At 40.6% G+C, this 23,596-nt stretch carries 24 protein-coding genes, 1 other RNA gene and 1 pseudogene; 24 read left to right on the top strand and 2 right to left on the bottom strand.

The genetic code is table 11. The features are described from left to right. Nucleotides 1–7: 7 nt before the first annotated feature. The 15 genes from MKX62_RS21215 to MKX62_RS21145 all read left to right on the top strand — a co-directional run bounded on the left by MKX62_RS21215 (nucleotide 8) and on the right by MKX62_RS21145 (nucleotide 8,870). A complete protein-coding gene (locus MKX62_RS21215; RefSeq protein WP_340742264.1) occupies nucleotides 8–556 on the top strand; it encodes a hypothetical protein in 549 nt (182 codons plus the stop codon). Beyond that, on the top strand, nucleotides 556–1,533 hold the full coding sequence (locus MKX62_RS21210; RefSeq protein ID WP_340742263.1) for an XkdQ/YqbQ family protein: 978 nt from the start codon (nucleotides 556–558) through the stop codon (nucleotides 1,531–1,533). Before MKX62_RS21215 ends, MKX62_RS21210 begins: the two co-directional genes overlap by 1 nt. Further along, nucleotides 1,526–1,933 (top strand): DUF2577 family protein, encoded by a 408-nt coding sequence (locus MKX62_RS21205; protein WP_340742262.1) that lies wholly within the window; start codon nucleotides 1,526–1,528, stop codon nucleotides 1,931–1,933. The genes MKX62_RS21210 and MKX62_RS21205 overlap by 8 nt, the downstream gene beginning before the upstream one ends. Beyond that, nucleotides 1,930–2,367, top strand: coding sequence for a DUF2634 domain-containing protein (locus MKX62_RS21200; protein WP_340742261.1), 438 nt, complete (start codon nucleotides 1,930–1,932; stop codon nucleotides 2,365–2,367). Before MKX62_RS21205 ends, MKX62_RS21200 begins: the two co-directional genes overlap by 4 nt. Continuing rightward, nucleotides 2,368–3,402, top strand: a complete 1,035-nt coding sequence (locus MKX62_RS21195) for a baseplate J/gp47 family protein (RefSeq protein WP_340742260.1) — start codon at nucleotides 2,368–2,370, stop codon at nucleotides 3,400–3,402. Beyond that, nucleotides 3,403–4,566: a hypothetical protein gene (locus MKX62_RS21190; protein ID WP_340742259.1), complete on the top strand. Its 1,164-nt coding sequence runs from the start codon at nucleotides 3,403–3,405 to the stop codon at nucleotides 4,564–4,566. A gap of 21 nt (nucleotides 4,567–4,587) precedes the next feature. Continuing rightward, on the top strand, nucleotides 4,588–4,977 hold the full coding sequence (locus tag MKX62_RS21185) for a hypothetical protein (protein ID WP_340742258.1): 390 nt from the start codon (nucleotides 4,588–4,590) through the stop codon (nucleotides 4,975–4,977). Between the two features lies 1 nt (nucleotide 4,978). Continuing rightward, complete coding sequence (locus tag MKX62_RS21180; protein ID WP_340742257.1) at nucleotides 4,979–5,209, top strand: hypothetical protein; 231 nt, start codon at nucleotides 4,979–4,981, stop codon at nucleotides 5,207–5,209. 75 nt (nucleotides 5,210–5,284) lie between these two features. Beyond that, nucleotides 5,285–5,632: a phage tail fiber protein gene (locus MKX62_RS21175; protein ID WP_340742256.1), complete on the top strand. Its 348-nt coding sequence runs from the start codon at nucleotides 5,285–5,287 to the stop codon at nucleotides 5,630–5,632. Between the two features lie 9 nt (nucleotides 5,633–5,641). Next, nucleotides 5,642–6,454, top strand: coding sequence for a putative phage tail protein (locus MKX62_RS21170; RefSeq protein WP_340742255.1), 813 nt, complete (start codon nucleotides 5,642–5,644; stop codon nucleotides 6,452–6,454). Beyond that, on the top strand, nucleotides 6,455–7,240 hold the full coding sequence (locus tag MKX62_RS21165; RefSeq protein ID WP_340742254.1) for a hypothetical protein: 786 nt from the start codon (nucleotides 6,455–6,457) through the stop codon (nucleotides 7,238–7,240). A 95-nt stretch (nucleotides 7,241–7,335) separates the two neighbouring features. Then, nucleotides 7,336–7,620, top strand: a complete 285-nt coding sequence (locus tag MKX62_RS21160) for a hypothetical protein (protein ID WP_340742253.1) — start codon at nucleotides 7,336–7,338, stop codon at nucleotides 7,618–7,620. Continuing rightward, complete coding sequence (locus MKX62_RS21155; RefSeq protein ID WP_340742252.1) at nucleotides 7,613–7,885, top strand: hypothetical protein; 273 nt, start codon at nucleotides 7,613–7,615, stop codon at nucleotides 7,883–7,885. The genes MKX62_RS21160 and MKX62_RS21155 overlap by 8 nt, the downstream gene beginning before the upstream one ends. Continuing rightward, entirely contained in the window at nucleotides 7,882–8,238 is a 357-nt protein-coding gene (locus MKX62_RS21150; protein WP_340742251.1) for a hypothetical protein, read from the top strand. The genes MKX62_RS21155 and MKX62_RS21150 overlap by 4 nt, the downstream gene beginning before the upstream one ends. Next, complete coding sequence (locus tag MKX62_RS21145) at nucleotides 8,238–8,870, top strand: M15 family metallopeptidase (protein WP_340742250.1); 633 nt, start codon at nucleotides 8,238–8,240, stop codon at nucleotides 8,868–8,870. Before MKX62_RS21150 ends, MKX62_RS21145 begins: the two co-directional genes overlap by 1 nt. Before the next feature lie 57 nt (nucleotides 8,871–8,927). Here the strand turns inward: MKX62_RS21145 and MKX62_RS21140 are convergent, their stop codons facing one another. Then, a complete protein-coding gene (locus MKX62_RS21140) occupies nucleotides 8,928–9,731 on the bottom strand; it encodes a hypothetical protein (RefSeq protein ID WP_340742249.1) in 804 nt (267 codons plus the stop codon). 407 nt (nucleotides 9,732–10,138) lie between these two features. Here MKX62_RS21140 and MKX62_RS21135 point away from each other — a divergent pair. The 7 genes and pseudogenes from MKX62_RS21135 to MKX62_RS21105 all read left to right on the top strand — a co-directional run. After that, nucleotides 10,139–10,621 (top strand): annotated as a pseudogene (locus MKX62_RS21135) (Zn-binding domain-containing protein); the annotation flags it as partial. Further along, the gene (locus MKX62_RS21130; RefSeq protein WP_340742248.1) at nucleotides 10,611–11,897 is read left to right on the top strand and encodes a ribonuclease H-like domain-containing protein; all 1,287 of its coding nucleotides are present in this window, start codon (nucleotides 10,611–10,613) and stop codon (nucleotides 11,895–11,897) included. The pseudogene MKX62_RS21135 and the gene MKX62_RS21130, both read left to right, overlap by 11 nt. An 81-nt stretch (nucleotides 11,898–11,978) precedes the next feature. Next, nucleotides 11,979–12,275: a cell division regulator GpsB gene (gpsB, locus tag MKX62_RS21125; protein ID WP_067210288.1), complete on the top strand. Its 297-nt coding sequence runs from the start codon at nucleotides 11,979–11,981 to the stop codon at nucleotides 12,273–12,275. Nucleotides 12,276–12,323: 48 nt separating this feature from the next. Next, nucleotides 12,324–12,708: RNase P RNA component class B (gene rnpB, locus MKX62_RS21120), an RNA gene on the top strand. Nucleotides 12,709–12,878: 170 nt separating this feature from the next. Further along, the gene (locus tag MKX62_RS21115) at nucleotides 12,879–14,006 is read left to right on the top strand and encodes a THUMP domain-containing class I SAM-dependent RNA methyltransferase (protein ID WP_067210287.1); all 1,128 of its coding nucleotides are present in this window, start codon (nucleotides 12,879–12,881) and stop codon (nucleotides 14,004–14,006) included. A gap of 63 nt (nucleotides 14,007–14,069) precedes the next feature. Continuing rightward, the gene (locus MKX62_RS21110; RefSeq protein WP_067210284.1) at nucleotides 14,070–15,980 is read left to right on the top strand and encodes an ATP-dependent DNA helicase; all 1,911 of its coding nucleotides are present in this window, start codon (nucleotides 14,070–14,072) and stop codon (nucleotides 15,978–15,980) included. A 1,004-nt stretch (nucleotides 15,981–16,984) separates the two neighbouring features. Continuing rightward, the gene (locus MKX62_RS21105) at nucleotides 16,985–18,484 is read left to right on the top strand and encodes a carboxypeptidase M32 (RefSeq protein ID WP_338656396.1); all 1,500 of its coding nucleotides are present in this window, start codon (nucleotides 16,985–16,987) and stop codon (nucleotides 18,482–18,484) included. Nucleotides 18,485–18,547: 63 nt separating this feature from the next. Here MKX62_RS21105 and MKX62_RS21100 read toward each other — a convergent pair whose 3' ends face one another. Continuing rightward, nucleotides 18,548–19,003, bottom strand: coding sequence for a chemotaxis protein CheX (locus MKX62_RS21100; protein ID WP_067210278.1), 456 nt, complete (start codon nucleotides 19,001–19,003; stop codon nucleotides 18,548–18,550). Between the two features lie 164 nt (nucleotides 19,004–19,167). Here MKX62_RS21100 and MKX62_RS21095 point away from each other — a divergent pair, with 164 nt between their 5' ends. Together MKX62_RS21095 and MKX62_RS21090 are read left to right on the top strand one after the other, a co-directional pair. Further along, nucleotides 19,168–22,758 carry a dynamin family protein gene (locus MKX62_RS21095; RefSeq protein ID WP_340742247.1) on the top strand — a complete coding sequence of 1,197 codons (3,591 nt, stop codon included), beginning with the start codon at nucleotides 19,168–19,170 and terminating at the stop codon, nucleotides 22,756–22,758. Beyond that, on the top strand, nucleotides 22,759–23,580 hold the full coding sequence (locus MKX62_RS21090; RefSeq protein WP_340742246.1) for a sulfurtransferase: 822 nt from the start codon (nucleotides 22,759–22,761) through the stop codon (nucleotides 23,578–23,580). It abuts the gene before it with no gap. The last annotated feature ends 16 nt before the right edge of the window (nucleotides 23,581–23,596 follow it).

Below are 23,596 nucleotides of genomic sequence, written 5' to 3'. Positions count from 1 at the left end.
TTGGATGATGGATATTTTTCTGAGTGTGAATAATAGAGAGCAAATCATTCAACTTCCTATTGTTCCTAGTGAGTTTAAGATTAACAGTCCCGTAAATAACGAAACGTTTACCACTATCAATCAAGGTGACATTAAATTGTTTGGCGAACGCGGACTGAAAGACTTGGCGATTGAAACTTTTTTCCCTAACAAAGAGTATTCGTTCGCGCGTTCAAACGATTACAAAGCGTGGGAGTACGTTGAAATGATTGAAAGTTGGATTGACAGAAAGTTGCGCGTGAGATTAGTTGTTACCGGATCGCCTGTAAACATCGTGATGGCGGTAGATGGCTTTGAATACGGCGTACAAGATGGATCGGGTGATATCTATTACACGCTATCTCTATCCGAATTCAAAGACATAAAGTTGCAAAAGAAAGCAATTGCGGCAGAAAGTAAACCAAAGATTACTAAGTCTAGTCTCAACAAAGGTACTCCTGCCGGAAAAGAGAAGCCGAAAGCAAAAAAGGTTATCAAGAAAAAAGTAGTCGCAAAGCCTAAAAAGAAGGTGGTTTAATGGCACATGAATTGTGGCTTATAAAAGGCGCAACCATGACAAACATTACACCTTTGGTCGGCTCAATCGGTTGGCGTAGCAATATGGACGAGTTGGGGGACGAACTATCTTTTAATATCGCGTTTACAGATGTCGAGTTTTTCCCTAAAAACCCGTGTGACATAGGTGATATGGTCATGTTAAAAAACAATGGTGTGGAAATCACTAGGGCGCTGATTGTGGACGAACAAAAAAGTGGTAGAAGTCCAGTAGATTATACTTCTTTTGATTTTGCGTTTTACCTAAATAAGTCTGAATCGACTTATCAATTTAGTAAAATGGCTGCGGATCAATGTATCAAAAAGATACTAGGAGATTTCGGTGTCCCGATAGGTAACATCGATTCAATACCTGTACCGATTACAAAGATATTCCCCGGCAAGAAGCCGAGCGACATCATTAAAGAAATCCTTGAAATGGCTGAACAGAAGTTAGGCATTAAATATCTGATGGAAATGCGGCAGGGCAAGTTCTTTATTGAAAAACAGAAGGACTTAATAATTACCGCTAAGTTTGAATTGGGTGGTAAAAGTTATAACGCCACTGACGCAATCATGAACCCTAGTCGCAGTCGGAGCATATCGGATATGGTGAATTCAATTCAAGTAGTCGGCAATAATGACAAGATTGTTTTGAATAAAGACGACGATGCGATGATTAAAAAATACGGTAAGATTCAAAAGGTTATTACACTGGATCAAGAAGAAAAAAAATCCGCTAAAGAAGTTGCAGAAAATGAACTAAAACTATTGTCCAAACTGACCGAAGAAATCAGCATTGATTTAATCGGTGATGATAATGTACGCGCTGGACGACTATTCAAAGTAGTTGAGCCGATAACGGGTATTGACGGAACTTATTTAATCAAAGATGTAGACCACAGTATCGAGAACGGTATACACAAGATGTCGCTGAATTTGGAGGTGTGGAATGGCTGAGAAAGATGGGTTGACGGAACTGGCTAAGTTGTTTAAAAAAAATGAGAACAAAACAATACCTTCGATCACAACTGGAATAGTCGAAGCGCTACCTCCTACCCCTGTGATACGAATTAGCGACATAATCACATTGGATAAAACACAACTTGTGTTTGCATCTAACTTGATAAGTGGCTACGAACGGAATATTAAATTTACCGATACAGATTGTGGAATCACAACAACAGATAGTGATGGTGGCGACAATGCTAGTCCTCATAGTCACGGAATAAAGACGCTAAACGTAGACACGCTCATGCAATGGACGGACACCCTAGTGATAGGCGACGAGGTTATAGTGATACCTGTTGCGGACGGACAGTTATACCACGTGATTGACAAGGCGGTGAGGTTTGAATGAATCTACCAGAAATAACGGAACTAGAGTTTAGCGAAGTAGAATTCGAAGAAGAATTGGAACCTATCGGTAAAACATTTCTCTATGATTTTGACAAAGGTGATTTTGTTATGCGCGGTGGAAAGCTAGTGGAGTTATTCGAATTAGATTCATTGAAAATGTGGATATTGAAAGTCATGAAGACTGAGAGTTTCCGTTTTAGAATCTATGAGGAAACCGTTTATGGCACTAGCATTGAATCACTGATTGGTTCATCTTTACCACGTGCTTACATTGAAGCAGAAATCGCAAGAGAAGTGACTGAATCCCTGCTGCTTAGTCCGTACATTAACAGACTGGAAGGTTGGCAGTTTGAGCGTGATGGGAAATGGATGCGGATAAACTTTAAAGTCATATCACCTATGTACAACACGTTCGACATGGAGGTGAGTATTTAAATGGTTGAAACTGAACAACAGATACACGAAAGAATGATGTATAACACGGATGACGAACACGACAAAACCGCAGGGAGCTTCATCTGGGATGCGAATATGGCGGCGGCTATTGAACTTTCAACATTGCAAGAAGAAGTGGAATATGTTGAGAGTCTGATGGATATTGAGAACTTATTTGATGATGAATTATCAAGATTTGTTTATCAACGTACAGGTGTTACGCATAAATACGCAACCAGAGCATTGACAACAGTTATTATAAGTGGTCAAGAAGGTGCGATTGTCAGTAAAGGCGATATGGTCAGTACCGATACAGTCAACTTCTTATCTCTCGAAGATAGAATCATTGATGCGACTGGACAAGTATCCGTTTTCGTATCTAGTGAAATACTAGGAAGTGTAGGTAATGTGCCGGCTAACTCTATCAATCGTTTTCCTGTTTCAATCAGCGGCTTAGTCAACGTGTACAATCCCGAACCTGTTACAAACGGATATGAAGCTGAATCAGATAACGAGTTACGACAACGTTATTACGATAAGTTGCAACGACCAGGTAAAGCAGGAAATAAATATCACTACGAAGAATGGGCGAAATCTGTTACTGGTGTAGGTGATGTTAAAGTATTGCCCCTTTGGAATGGTCCATTGACTGTGAAAGTTGTCATAATCGATAGCAATAAACAGCCCGCAAGTACAGAATTAGTACAAAACGTATTTAATTACATCGAAAGTGAGCGACCATTTGGGGCGACCGTCAACGTTGTTAGTGCTACAGGAAAACCGATTAATGTATCTGTCACTCTCTCATTAGCAAGCGGATATGCAGAATCATCTGTAAAAGAATCGATTAAATCAAATATCACAAAATACTTATCAGAAATAGCGTTCAATACAGATTACGTCAGCTACGCGAAAATTGGTAATGCGATTATCGGCAGTGAAGGTGTGTTGGACTATTCGAATTTACTTGTAAATGGCGGTACATCGAATGTAATGATTGGTGAAGAAGAAGTGGCGATCATGGGGGTGATATAAGTGTACGTATTGGATTTAGAAAAGACAGTCGTTAATGGTGTTTGGGAAGGTAATATTGGAAGAGTTAATAGAGGTACTGTTCAAGTTTTTACTGGTAAACGACTCAGTGGTACTGAATTAACTAATTTTTATACAAGCGGCGGTATTGATGACACTCGTTTAAAAGTGTTTGGCGAGGATGGATTAATTTATATCACCTATGAAACGCTTGAAATAAAGGAAGCAACGAACGATACGCCAACCCCTTCCACACCTATAGCGAGTGTGCCGACTAAAGTATTTGTGGACGAGAAGAATATTGAAAAGATTTTAGATCGTATGTATGAATTGGAATTGAAGCAAGGTCCTAAAGGCAAGGATGGTTACACTCCTGTTAAGGGTGTAGATTATTTCGACGGTGAAAAAGGTAACACAGGAACAAGCGAATGGGATGAAATTACTAATAAACCAACAGTATTCCCACCATCTGTACATCAGCATGATGCAAGCGCGATAAATGTTGTGGATGCAAGCAACAGGTTTGTAGGTACAAATGTTGAAACTGTACTAAATGAGCTTTTTACAAATGCCGATAACGCACAAAAAGGTGTCGCTACTGTTGTCGGCCCACCTGCCACCCAAAGCGACACACTGACTCAATTGATAACTCATATCCAAAACAGTAAGAACGCGTTGGCTACACCGTTAGGTATGGGAAATACAGCCACATTAAGCTCATTTGCAAGCACGCTTGTAACTCAACGGAATAGTGTTGCTACAGCTATAAATGCGAAAGGTGTAAGTGCTAGTAGTGCTGATACTCTAGCTTCGTTAGTCACAAAAATAGGGCAAATTAGCACAGGGAAAAAGTCGGCTAGTGGGACGCTCATTAAACCAAAAGATGGTTTCGTAGTAACAGGGCTAGGTTTTAGTCCTGAATATGTGATAGTTTATTCAGAGTCAAGTACACTTGACCAAGGAAACGCTGGCTTTATTAGCGTTATTGTAGCAAACTCGAGTTTGTTCTGGAGAAACAATCTAATATTCGGGGTTAATACGCTAGAAAGGAATAATTATTCATATCAAATTTCTCCTTTTTCTAGTAATCTCACAGGTGCGGGATATTTCATTATTTCGGGTGGTTATTCTGAGTATTTCAATCTCAAATGGGTGGCGTTTGGATAAAACGTAAGGGGAGATGAATTGATGAAAATAGGTAGAAAAATATACTATGACAAAGCAACAGGAAATATAGTGTTGGACACGGGTGAACGCCAAGGAGATGTAATCGAAACAACAATCGAACAAGACATCGCGGCATACACTGCCCTTTCGGAACGCAACCGAGGTACATTTGATGTACTAGAATTAGAATACGGTCAATATGCACAAGAATTTGCAGAATCAAATGGGTATCGAGTTAATCCCGAAACAAAAATACTTGAATTTAGTTATCCCAATCCGAATGAACCAGAAGCGCCACAAGAATTCAGAAAGCCTTTATCCCAAGAAGTCGAGGAATTGAAATTAGCACAAACAGAAACCGATTCAACAGTATTGGAATTAATGGAATTAGTATTATTAGGAGGAATGTAAAATGATAATTCATCAAATGCTAGTAAAGCAATACGCGGTATGTGTGTATGTGCACGGGACACGGAAATTCGAAACTGTGGTTGCTGATTATCACGAACCAGTAAAACAGTACGCAGCAGATAAATATACGCTTGAGCAGATTGATAATGCGGTGGTAAAAGGATACGTTACCGAACAAGAATACCAGGAAACAATTGCATATACGGCACCATCAGACGCACCTACAGAGTAAGGTGTATTTTTTATATCAAAAATCGGAGCATCCACATCGGGTACTCTTTTTTATATCAAAAGGAGGTAAAAACGAATGAATCATATGAGTGTTTATTTAAAAAATAAATTACTGACCGACAATTTACGTACAACACCTGTATATGTTGCATTATTTAACAATGATGTGGAAATAGCGCAACCAAGCTATAAACGTCAAGCAGTTTCGTTTATAGAACCTGTGGATGGTCAAACATCAAACAATGCAGATGTTTCATTTCCGATAGCTACTGAATCGTGGGGAACCATTTCACATATAGGTATTTATGATAGTGCTACTGAAGGAAATCTATTGTTCAAATCTCCTTCGGAATTTTTGGAAACTATCAATATATCTAACCAATATAGCATCCCTAAAAACTATCTAATTAATAGATTGAAGTAGGTGATATAAATGCAGGCAGTCCAAGAATCACAATGGGAGAAAGTTGTTGTACACGCTTGGGGTGATTTATCCGTTCATCAGTGGGAGTGCTTTCGATTTGCGTTAATGGAGACTGAAACTGAATTAGATTTTACACCAGTAATTATCCATAACGCTTCTTCTGCATCTGAAACATTAGCAGAGATGCAAGTCCAAGGTGTAAGGGGAGTAAGGTCATCCACAGTTATGGAAACACGAACAGAAATGATTACAAGTGTAGTTACTTCCGAACGTGATTACAAAACAGAGATGATTAAATATCTACCCTTGTACGAACGTAAATCAAGGACATTTAATCAGATTTTGAATTCGTATGACAGAGAATTTCGCCATACAGAACAACAATTAACGGTTGTTGAACGAAATATATTTCTTGATACTGCTATCGAAACATTACCGTTATCTGAACGTGATTTAGGAATTAAAACGATTCCTTCTTTAAGTTACGATCAGCGCAGAGAACAAATATTTTCCCGTAATCGAGCAAGCTTTGACCAAACAACCGAAGAAACTATCAAGAATGTAGCGAACGCCTACGGTAACGGCCAAATTGACATTTACGAGACTGGCATTGTGGGCATATACGAAATCGTGTTTTCTGGTAATGGAATACCGAATAACCTAGACGGACTTAAACAAGCAATTGAAGTTATTTTCCCCGCACACTTAGGTATTAAATACACACTAGCGTTTAATACGTGGGAATCTAACAAGGGGTTAACGTGGAACGAAGCAAGCGAGTTAACATGGTTAGAATTTATCATGTGGGATGGAGTGATTTAATTGAAATATACAGAGAATTTAAACTTAAAAAAACCAGACTTGACGGATTATGTGAATGTCTCAGACTTGAATGATAACTCAGATGTAATAGACGCTGTCATCGCCGGTTTAAGTGTCAACACCGAAACTTACAACGCACATATGGGTAACTTTGTCGAACATACTAGGTATGGTTCTGCGAGTGGTGTGAACGCCAAAAATGTAACATTGTCACCAGTCCCGACTACTTATACTGAAGGGATGAGCGTGGCTTTCAAAAACGTCACCACTAATACAGGTTCGGTAACATTGAACTTAAATAGTTTGGGCGCAAAACCACTAGTGAGGTCTGATGGTACTGCGATACCCCCTAACATCTTAAAAGCGAACAGTATTTATACAGCTAGATATAACGGTACGTCTTTTATCTTACAGGGTGAAGGGGGTGAGTTTAAATTAGTAGTTGGAAACACCTTATTGATACCGCAATTTAACGGTAATTTTGTAACGTTTCACACGGTTATGTCGGAAACTGCTTATAGAATAATTGGAACTAGTGGGGTTTATAGACTTTCGTTCACAATAGGTGCAGGCACTACAGGAGCAGACGTGTATGGTCAATGGTATAAGAACGGCATACCTTACGGAACTAAGAATTTCACTAATGGTACACCTACTGAATTTACAGAAGACTTACAGTTCGAAGCGGGAGATAGGGCCAGTATTTATATTCTGTCTAAGAGGCCTGCTGGAGATTCGGCAAACAGCATCCAATTTAAAACAATTGTCAAAGTGCCGTATGAGTGAACGAGATTTTAAACCATGAATGATAGGGACAAGCCGGAATAGAACGTCCACACCAGGGCGTTCTATTTCTTTACCCAAAAATAAGGAGTGATTGAATGTCATTGGAAATCGGAGTAATCGGGGCAATTATTGGTATGTTGATTGGCTATTTCACGTTTCAACGAAATCGAGATAAAGAAATACGCTCGAATGCTTCAGAGGACGCTGTTGTTCGTACTAAACTTGACCACATCAGTGTAGGGGTTCATTCGATACAATTGGATTTGGATAAGAGTTCGATGCGTATGTCCGAAGTGTCGGATCGCGTCATCCGTGTGGAGGAAAGCGCGAAGCAGGCGCACAAACGTATCGACAAGATTGATGGTGGTCGTAGTGATTAAGATTTCACGAGTTAAACGAAATCCGAAACAACCTATGGAGTTTTCAAAAAAAATCCTCATAGTGATGTTCTTAATAACGCTAATTATTGTTGCTTGTGCAATCACTATGTCATACATGACGCAAACTACGGATGTGTACGCTTATTTAATCCCATCTATTTTCGTCGAGTTGTCGGTCGGCACGGCGTTTTATTACAAAAAAGCAGAAAAAGAAAATCTATTGAAAATCGAACAAAGTTTTGAAAAGGAGGATGAAAACATATGAATCAACTAATCGAATACTGGTATATCGTCACCGTATTAATCGCGCTACTCACTATCGTGGGTAGTATTATTTTTGCGTTTTTAAAATCACCATCCGAAACGCAACTACGGAAAGTTAAAGCTTGGCTATTGTGGGCGGTCACGCAAGCTGAGATTGAACTAGGTTACGGAACTGGCCAATTAAAACTAAGATTTGTATACGATCTATTTATCTCGAAATTTACATGGATGTCTCGACTGATTAGTTTTGATTTGTTTTCTGAGCTTGTCGATGACGCACTTGACGAAATGCGCGATATGCTGAAAAATAATACAGCAGCATTTCACTTAGTTAACCGGGACGGTGATAAGTAATGAGCGTGAAGTCCGCAAACAGAAATGTTAACGATCTCCACAAGGTTGCACAGGAAGCTTGCCGACTCTTTTTAGCTGAGTGTGAAAGAGCAGGAATTAATATTTTCATTACTGAAACGCAACGAAGTCAAGCTAGGCAGAATTATTTATATGAGCAGGGAAGAACAAGACCTGGTAATAAAATCACGTGGACACTTAACAGTAACCATAAGGGAGGATTAGCGTGGGATATCGCGGTTAGCAAGCCTGCTGACCTGTATGATGTCGTTACGCTTAATAAAGCAGGGGCAATCGCGCGGAAACTCGGTATCACATGGGGCGGGGATTGGAAGAGTAGTATCGACCGTCCACATTTCGAAGTGAAAACGACTTGGAAAGCGCCCGCTAGTAATGTTTCGCAGGACAAGCCACTGACTACACAGACACCTATTAAAAAGGAGGAGATACGAATGTTTAATCCAACATCAAAGACGCTTAAAGATAGCGTGATTAACCTTTTAGATAACGCTGTACACGAAAAAATCATTGACGGAAAATGGCTGAAGCAAGCTAAACAAGGAAAGTTGAAATTGGATGACCTTGTGGCTTTGAAAGTAGAAATTGAGAGTCGTAGAAAAGCAACAGCTAAATAAGAACAAAGCAAAAAGCGGCCATCCACAGATTAGATTGTGGATGGCCGCTTTTTTATATTATTCTTTTATTAGGCCGAAACCAACATCCAATGCGGTTTTATTGATAACAGCGCTAAGCATTGGTGCATCTGCATACCCAACTGTCGACATAACCTTATCTATTTCCGATGGGGCGAATGTACCTTTATCCATCATTTTCTTAGCTTCATTACCAGCGGACTTCCGAGTCAATGCAGCGTCTTTTAAATTTGATTTAAATTCAGTGAGTTGTTTTTTATTATCCTTACTAAGTTTATCGCCGTTGATATTCGATATTTGATCGTTAAGTGCACCGTATCTCAATTCAAGCTGTTTCATGTTTTCGTAAGCTGTGTATACATCGACCGACCCGTCTGCAATACCCTCGAATGTCGGCACCCATAACTCACTCCATATAAGGTCATACGAAGCCATAGAGCCATCAATTTGAGGAGATACTTCCTTCGAATAGTAATCTTTTTCAATTGAAGCCTTTTTCTCTTTCTTTTCAGCCTCTGTTTTTGCCTTAGCTTCAGCAACTTCTTTCGCCTTTAAATCAGCTGCTACCTTTTGCTCTTCTGTCAATTCAGGTTCTTTTTCAACCTTATCAGCAACTTCTTTCGTCGATCCCGATACCTCAACTTTTTCTGGCTCAACTGTATCTGCTAGAGAGATGAACAAGATAAATGACACAACCATCACGCCGGCGGTTATTAAAGCCTGTTTTTTATAATTCTTTTTGCCGTCTTCAGCTTTCTTCACCTTCGACATTAGCATCCTGAGCATAAAATAAATCAGTACAGGGACTGATAAAAACGAGATTACGAAAAATAACATATCCAAAGTAATTCCTCCTAGTGTTTTCTGTTAGTTCTATGGTACGACATATTGTGGAAATTGGCTATATGTGGGCAAAAGAAAAATAGATAATCGTATCCGAGCCATTGAAAGTTCCGATGCCCGGCACGAGGATTGTACCAATAATTGTTCCTGTAGCAGCCTTGCCTAGTTTATAGTGGATGAGCGATTAGGATCGTTTCCCAGGAAATAAAATTCAAGATTCCTGCCGAAAGAGATTACACCAGGAATGCTCGTTTCCGACTTTGTCGCTTTCTTTTTGTTGAAAATGAAAACAACCACCTTCTATAATAAGTAAGTTGCTTCTTTGTTATAATAGTTCATGAAAGATTAACTGTGATTTTCTTCTAAATAGAAAGGTGGATGCAATCATGCTTTCTCGTGTGATTAATACATGCTTCATTAAAATTAGATTCGATACACATGATAATATCGGTTCTGGTCCGATTTCATTACCCGCAGAAGAATTACATACGTCTTCCACGTGGTACACATTCGACATACCTGAAGGATGGACTGGCGCTGGACTGACGGATGCGATGACGGGTGCAGCCTATGCGATCCAGTCATTTATCCCGTTATTCGTCCGCTGCGATAAAACGGATATCCATGTTGTGCCGCAAGTGAAAGCTGTTCATACCGGAAAGCCAACTATTTTCATTTACGACAGTTATCCAGGCGGAATAGGTCTGAGTGAAAAGATTTTTGAACGGTGGGATGAGCTGTTGCAAAAAGCAGCCGATCATGTGTCCACCTGTCGCTGCGAGTCGGGTTGTCCTGTTTGCATCGGTGCACAAGAGGCTGGTATGGGCATGAAACAGGATGTCGGATCCCTTCTTAAGACGCTAGCGGGAGGGGAAAGAAATGTCATATGAACAGAAACTGATGCAAATGAAGAAGTTGTTGAAAAAAACAACTTCTAAAGTGGTAGCTGAAGATGTGCCAGAAGTTGTAAAACCCGTTGCAAAAGTACCTGCCTATGAACAGCAGTGGCTGGACGCAGGTTTGACAAAAGCCGTAAATAAACACGGCATCGTCTATAAACGTATTGTTGAATACGACACTGACCATCAGCACGGAAACATTATTCTTTCGGGTTTGAAGTCAACGATCGATAAATGGAAGAAGTCCGGTGAAGTGCATCCACTGTCACCGGATTTTTCAAAACCGCTTGTTTTCTTTGATACAGAAACGACAGGTTTAAAAGGTGCAGGCACACTGATATTCCTCATGGGGTTCATTGAACAGACTGCATCATCTTTTAAAATGACGCAGTATGTCCTTCCGGGTCCTGATCACGAAGCGGCATTCCTTTATGCAACTGGATTATGGGAAAAGCCGTCGACACTCGTTACGTATAATGGCAAAAGTTTTGATATCCCAATGGTGGAAACACGGTGGACGATGAACCGTAAAGAATTACCGCCACTTCTCAAGCATACCCAAATCGATTTGTTGCATGGTTCCAGACGTATTTGGAAAGGTGAGATGGCAACGTTTCGACTACCTGCAATTGAGGAGGAACAACTTGGTTTCTTCCGACAAGGAGATATCCCAGGGCATATGGCGCCAATCATCTACCAAGATGCTGTTAAGAATGGTCGCGCGGAACTATTAATGAAAGTTCTCGTCCATAATGAATGGGATATCCTTTCACTAGTTGCGCTTTATATACGGTCAACCGATTTGCTATTGAAAAGCGATGTCCGAGAATCGGCCGTGACCCATACGAATATTGGGAAATGGTTTGGTGATTTAAAGTCGCATGACCGTAGTAAACAAATCTTTGAAAGTGTCATTGCTGAGTATGGGATCAATCATCCTGCGACACATTTTCACTTCGGGTTCATCTTGAAAAAGGAACAGGCTTACGAGGACGCAGTCTCTTCATTCAAGATAGCGGCAACAGGTCTTACCGGACGTGAACGAATTATCGCATTAGAGGAATTAGCGAAGCTTTACGAGCATAAGCTGAAAGAGTTAAACAAGGCATTAGACTCCACGAAAGAGGCGATTAAGCTCCTGAAGGCGGATTCCTACTTGGCGGTAAGATTTCGGGCACGTTCGAGAAATGATTTCTTGAAAAGGGAAATAAGGATAACTAGAAAATTATTTCCCAGGCAAGCGCACGAAGCGACAAAAAACGGTTGAAAGTCGGCTTTAGTAAGACAAAGTCGGACAATATATGTTATAATCAACGGTATGTAAACAGAGACGGAAGGGCGATTTTTCATGGACACTAAATTGGATACAAAAACGATTCTTGAGAAGGAATTCAAAACGGGCCTTCGCGGCTATAATCAGGAAGAAGTAGATCTCTTCCTTGATGATATTATTCATGACTATGAAGCTTTTAAAAAGACGATTACAGAATTGCGTACCGAAAATGAACGCATGCAAAGAGAGCTTGAATCTGCACAAAAACGCCCTGCGGCTGGAAGTGCTGGAACAACGAACTTTGATATATTGAAGCGGATTTCAAATCTGGAAAAGCATGTTTTCGGAAGTAAACTCTTCGACCAAGAATAATATATTGTAAATGAAACATAAGTACGGTATACTAAAAATATCATAGTGGAATTTAGGTAATCGCTGCAACATCCTATGTTGTAGAGGAAAGTCCATGCTCACACGGATCTGAGATGACCGTAGTGTTCGTGCTCGGCGAAAGAATAAGCCGTGGCTTCGCGTATAACGCGTTGACGGCGGGAATAAATCCTAAGTCTTCGGATATGGATGAGGTTCCCTGAACAGTGCCACAGTGACGTAGCTGTCTCGGAAACGGGGCAGATGGAACGCGGTAAACCCCACGAGTGAGAAACCCAAACTATGGTAGGGGCACTCTTCCGAGGGAAATGAACTGTAGGAAGAGACAGGTGTATACCTGTAGATAGATGATTACCACCCTAAGTACGAGGCGTGAGCCGTTTGAGTACACGGGAACAAAACATGGCTTATCGAATTTCCTATGGTATTATTTTTAAATTGATTGCTCTCCAATAAGATGGGGAGCTTTTCTTTTGGAGAATTAAAGTGTGAAAAAAATATGGTTATATTGGCAATACTATAAAAAGTTAACCCTTGATGAATTCATGGAAATGATTGATGGTATAGAATTGGAGTTGGAAATGCATGACGGAATTTAAACTAGTGGCAACATCTGCAATGGGGCTTGAATCACTTGTGGCAGATGAAGTAAAAGCTCTTGGTTATAAAACGACTTCGGAAAATGGGAAGATTTATTTCCAGGGCGATGAATTGGCGATTGCAAAAACGAATCTATGGCTCCGAGTAGCGGACCGTGTTCGTATTGTTGCAGGTGAATTCGAAGCTACGACGTTCGATGATTTATTTGAACAGACAAAAGCGATTCCATGGGAACGTTTTTTGCCAGTTGACGCAGAGTTTCCAGTTGCGGGTAAATCAGTGAAATCTACTTTGTACAGCGTGCCTGATTGCCAGGCCATTGTAAAAAAAGCGATTGTTGAACGCTTGAAGATTGCTTATAAACGAATTGGTTTCTTTGATGAATCAGGTCCTTTATTCAAATTGGAAGTATCGATTTTAAAAGATAAAGTAACATTAACGATCGATTCAAGTGGAACGGGACTACATAAACGCGGATATCGACTTGCACAAGGGGATGCACCGTTGAAAGAGACACTTGCAGCAGCGCTTGTGAAAGTGTCACGTTGGAATCCAAATCGTCCTTTCGTTGACCCGTTTTGTGGTTCAGGTACAATCGCAATTGAAGCTGCGATGATCGGGCAAAACATTGCACCTGGATACAATCGTGAATTTTTAAGTGAAGAGTGGCCATGGATCAATAAAAATATTTGGGATCAAGTTCGTGAAGAAGCGGAAGACCTCGCAAAATACGACCAACCACTTGATATTTCAGGATTTGATTATGATCCCCGAATGATTAAAGTGGCACAAGAGAATGCGGCAGGAGCTGGATTCATGGATTTGATCAAGTTCCAAACATGTGACGTGCGGGACTTGACGTTAGAGGGCTTGAACGGAGTTATGGTGGGGAATCCGCCATACGGTGAACGTCTTGGTGAGGTAGAAGAGGCTGAAGAAATTACGCAGGAACTTGGCCGTATAATGAAAAACTATCCATCATGGTCTGTTTATATGTTGTCTTCATTGGAAAATTATGAAAAAATGTACGGACATAGAGCAACGAAGAAAAGGAAATTATTCAATGGTTTTATTCGTACTGATTTGTATCAGTTCTGGGGCCAACGTCAATAATTGATAGAATGCGGAAGAGGGAAACTCCTCTTCCTTTTGCATGTAATAAGGAAGGGGTAAACGATGAAGAGCAAGATGCCATTCCCGTTATCAAAAGATAAATCGTTCTATGAGTCACTGAACGACTGGATAGGGGATACGTTATACGATGAACTGACTGAAAAAGGATTTGAATGCCGTGATGAGCAAATCTATATGGCGTTCCAAATTGAACAAGCACTGAAAGAAAAGAAAGTTCTTTTTGCGGAAGCGGGTGTAGGGACAGGTAAAACAATTGCTTATCTACTTCCTGCAATCGCTTATGCTCGCTATACTGGCAAACCGGCTCTCATTTCATGTGCGGATGAGACACTGATTGACCAGCTTGTAAAAGAAGACGGTGATATCCGGAAAATTAGTGAAGCGCTCGGCCTTGATATCGATGTTCGACTTGCTAAATCACGTGACCAATATTTATGCTTGAAACGATTGGAAGAGGCGGGTAATACGATTGACGAAGACTATGTTGATGTTGTGGCAGATGAACTACCTGAATTCGTTTACGGTTCCGGTTCATTGCAATCGATTTTTCCTTACGGAGAACGTTCGGATTATCCAAATTTAAGTGATGAAGAGTGGAAAACAGTGAACTTCCATCCCATCCAGCAATGTGCTGCGTGTGATGTTCGTAATCGATGTGGTCAGACAATTCACCGAAATCATTATCGCGAATCGGTCGAACTCGTTATTTGTTCTCACGATTTTTATATGGAGCATATTTGGACAAAAGAATCCCGTAAAAGACAGGGACAATTACCATTATTACCAGAACCGTCAATGATTGTCTTCGACGAAGGCCATCTTCTTGAGTATTCGGCTCAGCGTGCTTTGACGTATGAGGTACAAAATAGTACATTGCTAAATCTGCTTGAACGAATTATGGTCGATGGAATTAGAGAGTCGACACTTCAACTGATGGAGCGCCTAATTGATTCGCATGAAGCATTTTTTAAATTACTCGATGCGCTTGCGGATACAACGGAGAATGAACGGAAAGCGATTGAGAAAACACCTGAACTTCTGGCAATTGGAAAAGAGGTTGTGAAAATCTCGAATGCGCTTCTTGAAGAATTTGTTTTTGAAGGTGAACTCTATATCATTCCGGCATATGATTTGAGAATGGTCGAGGAATATCTGGATCAATACATTTACTCAATGGACCTCTTCACCTCTCAAAATGATGCAGTCGACTGGCTTGAAGGTCGCGAAGGCGAATCCACACTGGTTATCATGCCACGTCTAGTGACGGACATTTTAAGAGAGAAACTGTTTTCATCCAACACGCCAATCGTCTTTTCATCCGCTACATTATCAGTCGGTGAAACGTTTACTTATTTGGCAGATGGTCTTGGTATCCAAGATTACTTGTCATTCTCAGTGGAATCTCCGTTTGATTATGATGAAGTGATGGAAGTATTTGCGACGGATGTAGAAGCCGGTGGCAAAGCGAAGCGAGCGCTTGAACTTTTAGAAGATGGAGAGCAAACACTGATTCTCTTCAAGTCAGAACGAGCGATGAACCATTTCAAAGAGCGCGTTCCTAGCGAGTGGCAAGACCGTATCGCTTTCGAAGGTGAACGAGAATTGTCTTCTATCGTGCGTGACTTCCAACAGAAGAAAGTACCTGTTTTATGCTCTTATCACTTATGGGAAGGGCTCGACATTCCCCAAGATGCATTGACACGCGTCATTATTTACGATTTGCCATTACCACCATCGGACCCGTTGTTCGACGCGAGACGTCAGCACGCTAAGGATCCTTTCCGTGAAGTAGACTTACCATTCATGCTACTAAGGCTACGCCAAGGTGCAGGACGACTCATACGGACGTCAGCCGATTCTGGAACAGTACATCTTTTACTAGAAGGTAAAGAACAGGAAATGAAAGCTGAAATTGAAAGTATTTTCCCTGTTAAAATGAAAATGACAGTTTAATTATAATTTGTAAGGCTCTCCTAGTAATATTGGGAGGCCTTTTTGTATTTCTGAGGGAAACGCTATTATTTAGGACTGTCCAGCTCGTGCTGTTTATACAAGAAATGTATAAATGTTGTGAAGGACAATAAATAAAAAACACTTATTAAGGGTCTGAATAGGTCCTATAAAAAAGATTCAGTCATGCACATATAATTTGGGGTTCTACATTAACTCACATGTGTTGATTAACCAAAAACAACCCGTAAATAACTTAATCAAACAGCAGACGCTTCATGTACATTATATTTGGATCGCTTTGGATTGAACGGCCTCTCTACGATTATCGAGATTTCTTGATGTTTAGGGATGTGACTTCATCGCATCCCTAAACATCTTTTTCGATAATCGTATGGTGCTTATTCATCCGTCGCTCTCCAAATGTATACGTACGCAAAGTGCTTAAACTTTTCGGAACGAAAGAATAGCGGAACTTTTTATTTGGATAATAGCCGCCAAAGATACAATTTTGGCGGCTGAAGTCTTCTCCATAGTCTTGTCTTTTTTAGTTAAGGAAGAGTCACTTTCTTATAGTACATCGCATGATAATACGCGTAATCTTTACTAAAAGTAAGCAAGGAACACCTTGTACAAAGTACTAGAGTGCCCGAAATTGTATCTTCGGGCACTTACAACCTTTATAAAGAGTCATCTACTCTTTTTTTCAAAAGTAGCTGTATTTTTCACTTAAACGTTGTAGCCGCACTCGCCCCTCGGTAAAGTTGTCATGACTATTTCGCTGAAAGCGGACCGGAAATGATCAAGTTAAAATGGCGTTTTTCAAGCCTTTCTTACCTGCTTTTTATGCAAGAAAATGGTTAATCAGCAGACATGACATTAGCTAATTGTTTTATTTCAGCATAGTTTAATTACTGAAATAAAACTGATCTCCTACTAGGAGACTATATGAGTTGCCCGAATTATGTTAAAATAAAGACCAGTATAGTAAGTAAGGGGGAATGGATATGTCTACAGAAGAGAATTTCGTAGCTTTGCTAAAGAAAATGAGTGCATACTCAGAAGCCGTTTCAATCATGTATTGGGATATGCGTACGGGCGCACCGAAAAAAGGCATTCCGGCAAGATCGGAAGCGGTCGGTACATTGTCGACTGAACTATTTAAAATGAGTGTCTCAGAGGAAATGGGTGGCTATCTCGAGGAACTAGGCAATAGGAAAGACACACTTAACCCAATTTTGTTGAAAACAGTTGAAGAAGTAAAAAAAGAATATGACTTAAGCAAAAAAATTCCGGCGGAGGAGTACCGTGAATTTGTCGTTCTGACTTCTCAATCAGAATCAGCATGGGAAGAAGCGAAAGAGAAAGCTGATTTTGACATGTTCCTTCCATATCTTGAGAAAATCGTGGCAACGACTAAAAAGTTCATTGGCTATTGGGGAGAAAAAGATGGCAATCCGTACAATACATTGCTCGATCAATATGAACCGGGGATGACAACAGACATCATCGATGAAGTTTTCGGCCAATTGAAAGAGACAATCGTGCCACTTGTGAAGAAAATTTCAGAATCAGGTAACCAACCCGATACTTCATTTTTATTCAAAAAATTTCCGAAAGAAAATCAGAAAGCATTCAGTCATGAGATATTGAAGCAACTTGGTTATGACTTCGATGCAGGTCGATTGGATGAAACCGTTCATCCATTTGCCACAGGCATCAATATAGGGGATGTCCGAATTACGACGAAGTACGATGAAAATGATTTCCGTTCCGCCGTTTTTGGAACAATTCATGAATGTGGACATGCACTTTACGAACAAAATATTGATTTAGAACTTGAAGGATTACCAGTTGCAGATGGTACTTCGATGGGGATTCATGAATCGCAGTCATTATTCTATGAACAGTTTGTCGGACATAATGAAAACTTTTGGACGTATAATTTTGATTTATTAAAGAGCCAATCACCTGAACAGTTTGAAGGCGTAGCGCTCGAAGATTTCCTTCGTGCAATCAATGTGTCAAAACCATCGCTTATTCGGATTGAAGCAGATGAACTGACGTACCCACTTCACATTATGATTCGTTATGAAATTGAAAAAGGGATTTTTAACGGCGATTATGAAGTGGTAGACCTTCCTGAAATTTGGAATGATAAATATGAGGAATACCTGGGTATCCGTCCAAAAAATAACGGTGAAGGTATTTTACAAGACGTTCACTGGGCTGGCGGATCCTTCGGTTATTTCCCGTCATATGCACTTGGCTATATGTACGCAGCTCAATTGAAAGTGGCAATGTTAAAAGACCTACCTAATTTTGATGAACTTTGTGGAAATGGTGATTTTGGCCCGATTCTTGACTGGTTAACTGAACATGTTCACAAATACGGCAAGATGAAACAGCCACTTGAAATTATTAAAGATACGACAGGTGAAGGATTGAACGCCAAATATTTAGCAGATTACTTATCTGAAAAATACACGAAGTTATATAACTTATAAAAAAGTAAAAAACAGTCCCGTGAACCCGAAATAATCCAGGGAAGGGACTGTTTTTAGTGAACTTTAATTTTCATCAATTGTTAACAGGACGGTCAACATTCCGCCGCCGTCGATCTTGACTGGCAATTTAAATGCCTGTTTGAAACCATAAAATTTCGTTGTTCCCGTCATCACGGTAGGGGGGGAAATATCAAGGATGAGGCCGTCTTTTTCGAGTATTGTACATAAGTTTCCAGCAACCATATTGCCAAGCTCGCCTGTGAATGATTCAATCATTTCACCTTCGATTGACATGCCAAACATTGCTTGTCCAATCGTATTAATGGCGTCTAAAGATGCATCAATGATAAGCCTTCCTTTTATGCCTCCGACAAGTCCAATTAAGACGCTTATCTCTTTTTGTTCATACGGTTGAACTGTAATCGACGGAGCAAGGACATCCAATTTGACCGGAATAACAGTTGATAGTGAAGAGATTGTCCCATTTAAAATCATTTGTACATTCTTCGAAGTGCTCATTTTAGCTTCCGCCTTTCTGAAATATAACGATAGGTCGATTATATCATGACGAAAGGTAGAATAAACAAAAAACGACAAAATATGCACAGAAAAATTTGTTGATAATTCGAACGCCGATAAATGGTATGATAAAAAGAGCAATTGACGAAGGGATCGAAAGATAAATGCCAGAATTAGATAACTTATTACAACAAGCCGCGACATACGGCCTACTTTTCCAAAAAAATGATGATGAAGACCGCTTTAAGAAAACGGCGTTATTCGCCAAAAAACTCATAGATAAAGAATATACGATTGGATTTTCCGGTCATTTTTCCGCAGGTAAATCGTCGATGATCAATGCGCTAACAGGCCAAGACTTACTGCCGTCAAGCCCGATTCCGACAAGTGCTAACATTGTGAAAGTGCGGAAAACTGAAACGGATTTTGCTATTATCCATCATACGGACGGTACCGCAGTGAAATACGGCGGGCACGGATTTCCGGCTGCCGTTAAGTCGTTTAGTAAGGATGGTGCGGCCGTTTCACTCGTTGAAATTGGTCATACGGAATCGAATTTACCAGAAGGAATTACTGTTATGGATACACCCGGTGTGGACTCAACGGATGATGCACATCGTCTTTCGACAGAATCCGCACTGCATCTCGCGGATCTCGTCTTCTACACGATGGATTACAATCATGTGCAATCGGAATTGAATTTCCGTTTCACGAAAGAATTGATGCGTTACAACGATAACGTTTATTTGATTGTCAACCAAATTGATAAACACCGTGACAGTGAGTTACCATTTGTGGAGTTCAAAAAATCGGTTGAGGATTCATTTAAAATGTGGGGTGTCGTACCGAAAGGGATTTTTTATACCTCATTGAAAGATTTAACGCACCCGCATAATGATTTTAGTGCCGTGAAAGCGATTGTTGATGGGTCGATGGAAAACTGGCAAGAACGATTCGTCGACAATGCTGAGATGACGTTAGTAAAACTGAAGGATGAGCATAGCCAATTCTTGTCTGATGAAATCGTGGAACGAAAAAACACATTCTCCGAGATTGTTTTAGAAGATGAATGGACAAAGCTAGTTGAGCTTCAAGAAGAGGCTTTAGAATCTAAAAAAATGCTGAAGCTTCTCTCGGGTGATGCATTTTCTTTAACATTTGAAAAAGAACGAAATGACCTATTGCAAGGGGCGGCAATTACACCATATGAAACACGTGAACTGCTGAAAAACTATTTGGAATCGCTGTCGTCTAGATTTAAAGTTGGTATTTTGTTCGGTGCGAAAAAGACGGCGGAAGAAAAGGCACGAAGGAAAGATGCACTTGCTGACAATATGGGCAAACTTGTTCATGCCCAAATTGAAGTCCATCTAAAGACGCTTATGAAAAAATCGTTGAAAGAAGCGGGGATTTTAACGGATGAGCAATCACTAGTGATTGACGAAATCAACTTAACGATCCCATTTTCTGATATAGAAAAAGAGTTTAATGTATCTGATACCATAACTGGCGACACCGTCCTCAACTATTCTGAACGCATGAGAACAACGATTCAAGCCACATTTAGACGAATGACCGAGGATTGGAAACACGCAATGTCCGAAATTGCATTAGTAGCGGGGAATGACAACGCTGGTATTCTTGAACAAAGAGTGTACCGATTGGATGAGAAGTTACATGCAATCCAACAGGTAAGTGAAGTGGAAGCTCAATTGGCAAATCTCGAACATGAAATTATAGGCTCGACTGCGGAAGTCAATGCACTTCTTCAACAGTGGAAAGTACAGAAAACGCTACAATTAGTCGAATACAACGAAGCGGAAGAAGTACTTATCCTAGAGAATACCTCTGACCACACGGCAGAAGTCGAGCAAGTTCAGCGAGAAGTAGCTACTTTGGATTCAGATTCAGTGGTTAAGCACGCTATTCGTATCGCGAATTCGGTTGAAGCGATTCCTGGTTTTATGGAAACAGCAGACTACCTTCGAAAAAAAGCTGACCGACTAGATGGGCAAGAATTCACTGTTGCACTATTCGGTGCGTTTAGTGCAGGGAAATCATCTTTTTCCAATGCATTAATTGGTGAAAATGTCTTACCGGTTTCTCCAAATCCAACTACTGCAGCCATCAATCGAATACGTCCGATTTCAGTGGGAAAAGAAGATAAAACGGCCGATATTTTATTGAAAACAACAGACCGGATGACAGAAGATGTTTTCCGCTCTTTTGAAGCACTTGGTGTTGGCGCAACATCGTTGACTGATGCTTTTCAAAAAGCAGATGATGCACTAAATACAGAATTGACGGATGAGAGTCTCCATATCCATAAAGCATTTATTGCCGCATTCAAGAGAGGGTATCCTCTTTATCATGAAGCACTGGGCACAATTATTAAGGTCGGGCAGGAAGAATTCGTTAAATTTGTTGCTGAAGAAGACCGAAGCTGTTTCGTCGAATCAATCGACTTCTACTATGATTGTGAATTGACTAGGAAAGGAATCACCCTCGTTGACACACCAGGGGCCGACTCCATTAATGCGCGTCATACCGATGTTGCATTTGAATATATCCGAAATGCGGATGCGATTCTTTTCATCACGTATTATAATCATGCATTTGCGAGGGCAGACAGGGAGTTCCTAGTCCAGCTTGGTCGAGTGAAGGATGCTTTCGAGCTTGATAAGATGTTTTTTGTTGTCAATGCAATTGACCTTGCATCTGACGCGGAAGAGGCGGAAGCAGTTAAAACGTTCGTAGGGGATGAACTACGGAAGTTTGGTATCCGTAATCCTAGAGTTCATGGCATTTCAAGTTTGCAGGCACTCGAGGCGAAAGTGGAGAATCGGATGGATCCATTTATGGCGCCTTTTGAAGAAGAATTCCATCATTTCCTTGAATACGATCTAAAAGGACTTGCTGTTCAGGCACTCGAAGAAGAGGCGTTAAAAACGATTGAACGACTCTCGTCACTTATTAGCCGGACAGAAACGAATCGAACTCGTAAGGCAGAAAGATTGGACGAATTGAACAAACTTGAAGGAGAAGTGCGTCAACATTTCGCACATAAGTTTACACAAGTGCTAACAAAAGCGACTCATGATGAACTAAGCGAACTTGTCTATTACATTTTACAACGTGTATTTTTACGTTTTGGTGATTTCTTCAAAGAGGCATACAGTCCATCTGTTTTCGTTAACAATTCAGCAGACCGGGCATTGAATGGTGCACTCGCTGAAACCGTGCAGATGATTGGATTTGATTTGACACAAGAGCTTAAGGTGACAAATTTACGGATGCTAAACTTCATGAAAAAGCAGTTGACAAATCGGCAGCGTTTAGAAATTTCGGGGTTATATGAAAAAGATAACTCCATAGCACCTTCACCGTATGAACCACAAGATGCTGATATGTTGTCTTTCGGAGCTCCATACACTGATTCTAATAAATATAGAAGTGTCAACCGATTGTTCAAAAATCAGAAAGCATTCTTCGAAAAGGGAGAGCGCGATATCTTGAAAGTACGACTGGAAGAATTATTGAAGACAGATGCATCAATCTATCTTGGGCTTGAAAAAGAACTGCTTGAAAAATGGGCAGACCGTTGGATTGACAGTGAAGCGGAAGGGCTTAGACAGCACTTGTTGAAAGAGAGTTTGAATCAGATTGCCTCTGAGCGAACACTTCTTCAAGGAACGGAACAACTAAGCGAATGGCGTACAGTATATGAGAAACTACAAACTGAGGAGTGGGTTTGATTGGCTACCGTTTTTGTTTCGATAAAAGATATTGATCATGCTAAATTCAAATGGGTAGATACACGTTTTTCATTGCAAGATGCGGATGAAGGCAAGCAGAAATACACAAAAAGCCATGTAACAGGGGCAGTTTACTGGGATCTCGAACATGATTTGTCCGACATGACGAAATCGGAAGGAAGACATCCGATGCCAGGGAAGGCGACTTTGACCGAGCTCTTCAGAACGAGTGGACTTTCAATTGACGACCAAATCATCGTTTATGATGACGGTGGAAGCCCTTTTGCAACTCGTGCTTGGTGGCTATTGCAATATGCTGGATTTAACAATTCATATATCGCACTTGAAGGATTCCAGGCAATGAAAGAAGCGAGTTTACCTTTAGATAATCGTCCACCGGAGCCACTGAGGACTTCAGTTACTCCTCAGTGGGATGAAACAATCTATGCCCCTAGAGAGCACGTTGAAGAAATAGTGGCTGGAAAAACAGCGAGTGTCCTGCTAGATGCCCGCTCAGCAGAGAGATACCGGGGGGAGAAGGAACCAATCGACCCGATCGCTGGACGGATTCCAGGAGCGCTAAACTTTGACTGGGAGCAATTAAAAAAAGGAGGCGCCTTCAATTTGGATGGTGCTGTAAGAGAGCAATTGCATACTGTGGTGGAACCGGCAGAAGAAGTAACGGTTTATTGTGGTAGCGGTGTAACAGCAGCCCCATTATATGCTTTACTCAAACACAATGGCTATGAGAAGGCCCGTCTGTATGTCGGAAGCTATAGCGACTGGATATCACAACAAGGGGTCAAAGTCGAAAAAGATTGACTTTCAGGAGGCTTAT

Origin of the sequence: Sporosarcina sp. FSL K6-5500 (assembly GCF_038005665.1) — a bacterium.
In the GTDB taxonomy this organism is placed as follows: domain Bacteria; phylum Bacillota; class Bacilli; order Bacillales_A; family Planococcaceae; genus Sporosarcina; species Sporosarcina psychrophila.
This window is presented reverse-complemented; position numbering and strand designations above follow the sequence as displayed.

Excerpts from the sequence above, each read along its gene's own strand:
- MKX62_RS21200 (WP_340742261.1), top strand. The coding sequence starts at position 1,930 with ATGAATCTACCAGAAATAACGGAACTAGAGTTTAGCGAAGTAGAATTC.
- MKX62_RS21110 (WP_067210284.1), top strand. The coding sequence starts at position 14,070 with ATGAAGAGCAAGATGCCATTCCCGTTATCAAAAGATAAATCGTTCTAT.
- MKX62_RS21105 (WP_338656396.1), top strand. The coding sequence starts at position 16,985 with ATGTCTACAGAAGAGAATTTCGTAGCTTTGCTAAAGAAAATGAGTGCA.
- MKX62_RS21095 (WP_340742247.1), top strand. The coding sequence starts at position 19,168 with ATGCCAGAATTAGATAACTTATTACAACAAGCCGCGACATACGGCCTA.
- MKX62_RS21195 (WP_340742260.1), top strand. The coding sequence starts at position 2,368 with ATGGTTGAAACTGAACAACAGATACACGAAAGAATGATGTATAACACG.
- MKX62_RS21205 (WP_340742262.1), top strand. The coding sequence starts at position 1,526 with ATGGCTGAGAAAGATGGGTTGACGGAACTGGCTAAGTTGTTTAAAAAA.
- MKX62_RS21160 (WP_340742253.1), top strand. The coding sequence starts at position 7,336 with ATGTCATTGGAAATCGGAGTAATCGGGGCAATTATTGGTATGTTGATT.
- MKX62_RS21170 (WP_340742255.1), top strand. The coding sequence starts at position 5,642 with ATGCAGGCAGTCCAAGAATCACAATGGGAGAAAGTTGTTGTACACGCT.
- MKX62_RS21210 (WP_340742263.1), top strand. The coding sequence starts at position 556 with ATGGCACATGAATTGTGGCTTATAAAAGGCGCAACCATGACAAACATT.
- MKX62_RS21130 (WP_340742248.1), top strand. The coding sequence starts at position 10,611 with ATGTCATATGAACAGAAACTGATGCAAATGAAGAAGTTGTTGAAAAAA.
- MKX62_RS21215 (WP_340742264.1), top strand. The coding sequence starts at position 8 with ATGGATATTTTTCTGAGTGTGAATAATAGAGAGCAAATCATTCAACTT.
- MKX62_RS21180 (WP_340742257.1), top strand. The coding sequence starts at position 4,979 with ATGATAATTCATCAAATGCTAGTAAAGCAATACGCGGTATGTGTGTAT.
- MKX62_RS21145 (WP_340742250.1), top strand. The coding sequence starts at position 8,238 with ATGAGCGTGAAGTCCGCAAACAGAAATGTTAACGATCTCCACAAGGTT.
- MKX62_RS21185 (WP_340742258.1), top strand. The coding sequence starts at position 4,588 with ATGAAAATAGGTAGAAAAATATACTATGACAAAGCAACAGGAAATATA.
- MKX62_RS21115 (WP_067210287.1), top strand. The coding sequence starts at position 12,879 with ATGACGGAATTTAAACTAGTGGCAACATCTGCAATGGGGCTTGAATCA.
- gpsB (WP_067210288.1), top strand. The coding sequence starts at position 11,979 with ATGGACACTAAATTGGATACAAAAACGATTCTTGAGAAGGAATTCAAA.
- MKX62_RS21175 (WP_340742256.1), top strand. The coding sequence starts at position 5,285 with ATGAATCATATGAGTGTTTATTTAAAAAATAAATTACTGACCGACAAT.
- MKX62_RS21100 (WP_067210278.1), bottom strand. The coding sequence starts at position 19,003 with ATGAGCACTTCGAAGAATGTACAAATGATTTTAAATGGGACAATCTCT.
- MKX62_RS21150 (WP_340742251.1), top strand. The coding sequence starts at position 7,882 with ATGAATCAACTAATCGAATACTGGTATATCGTCACCGTATTAATCGCG.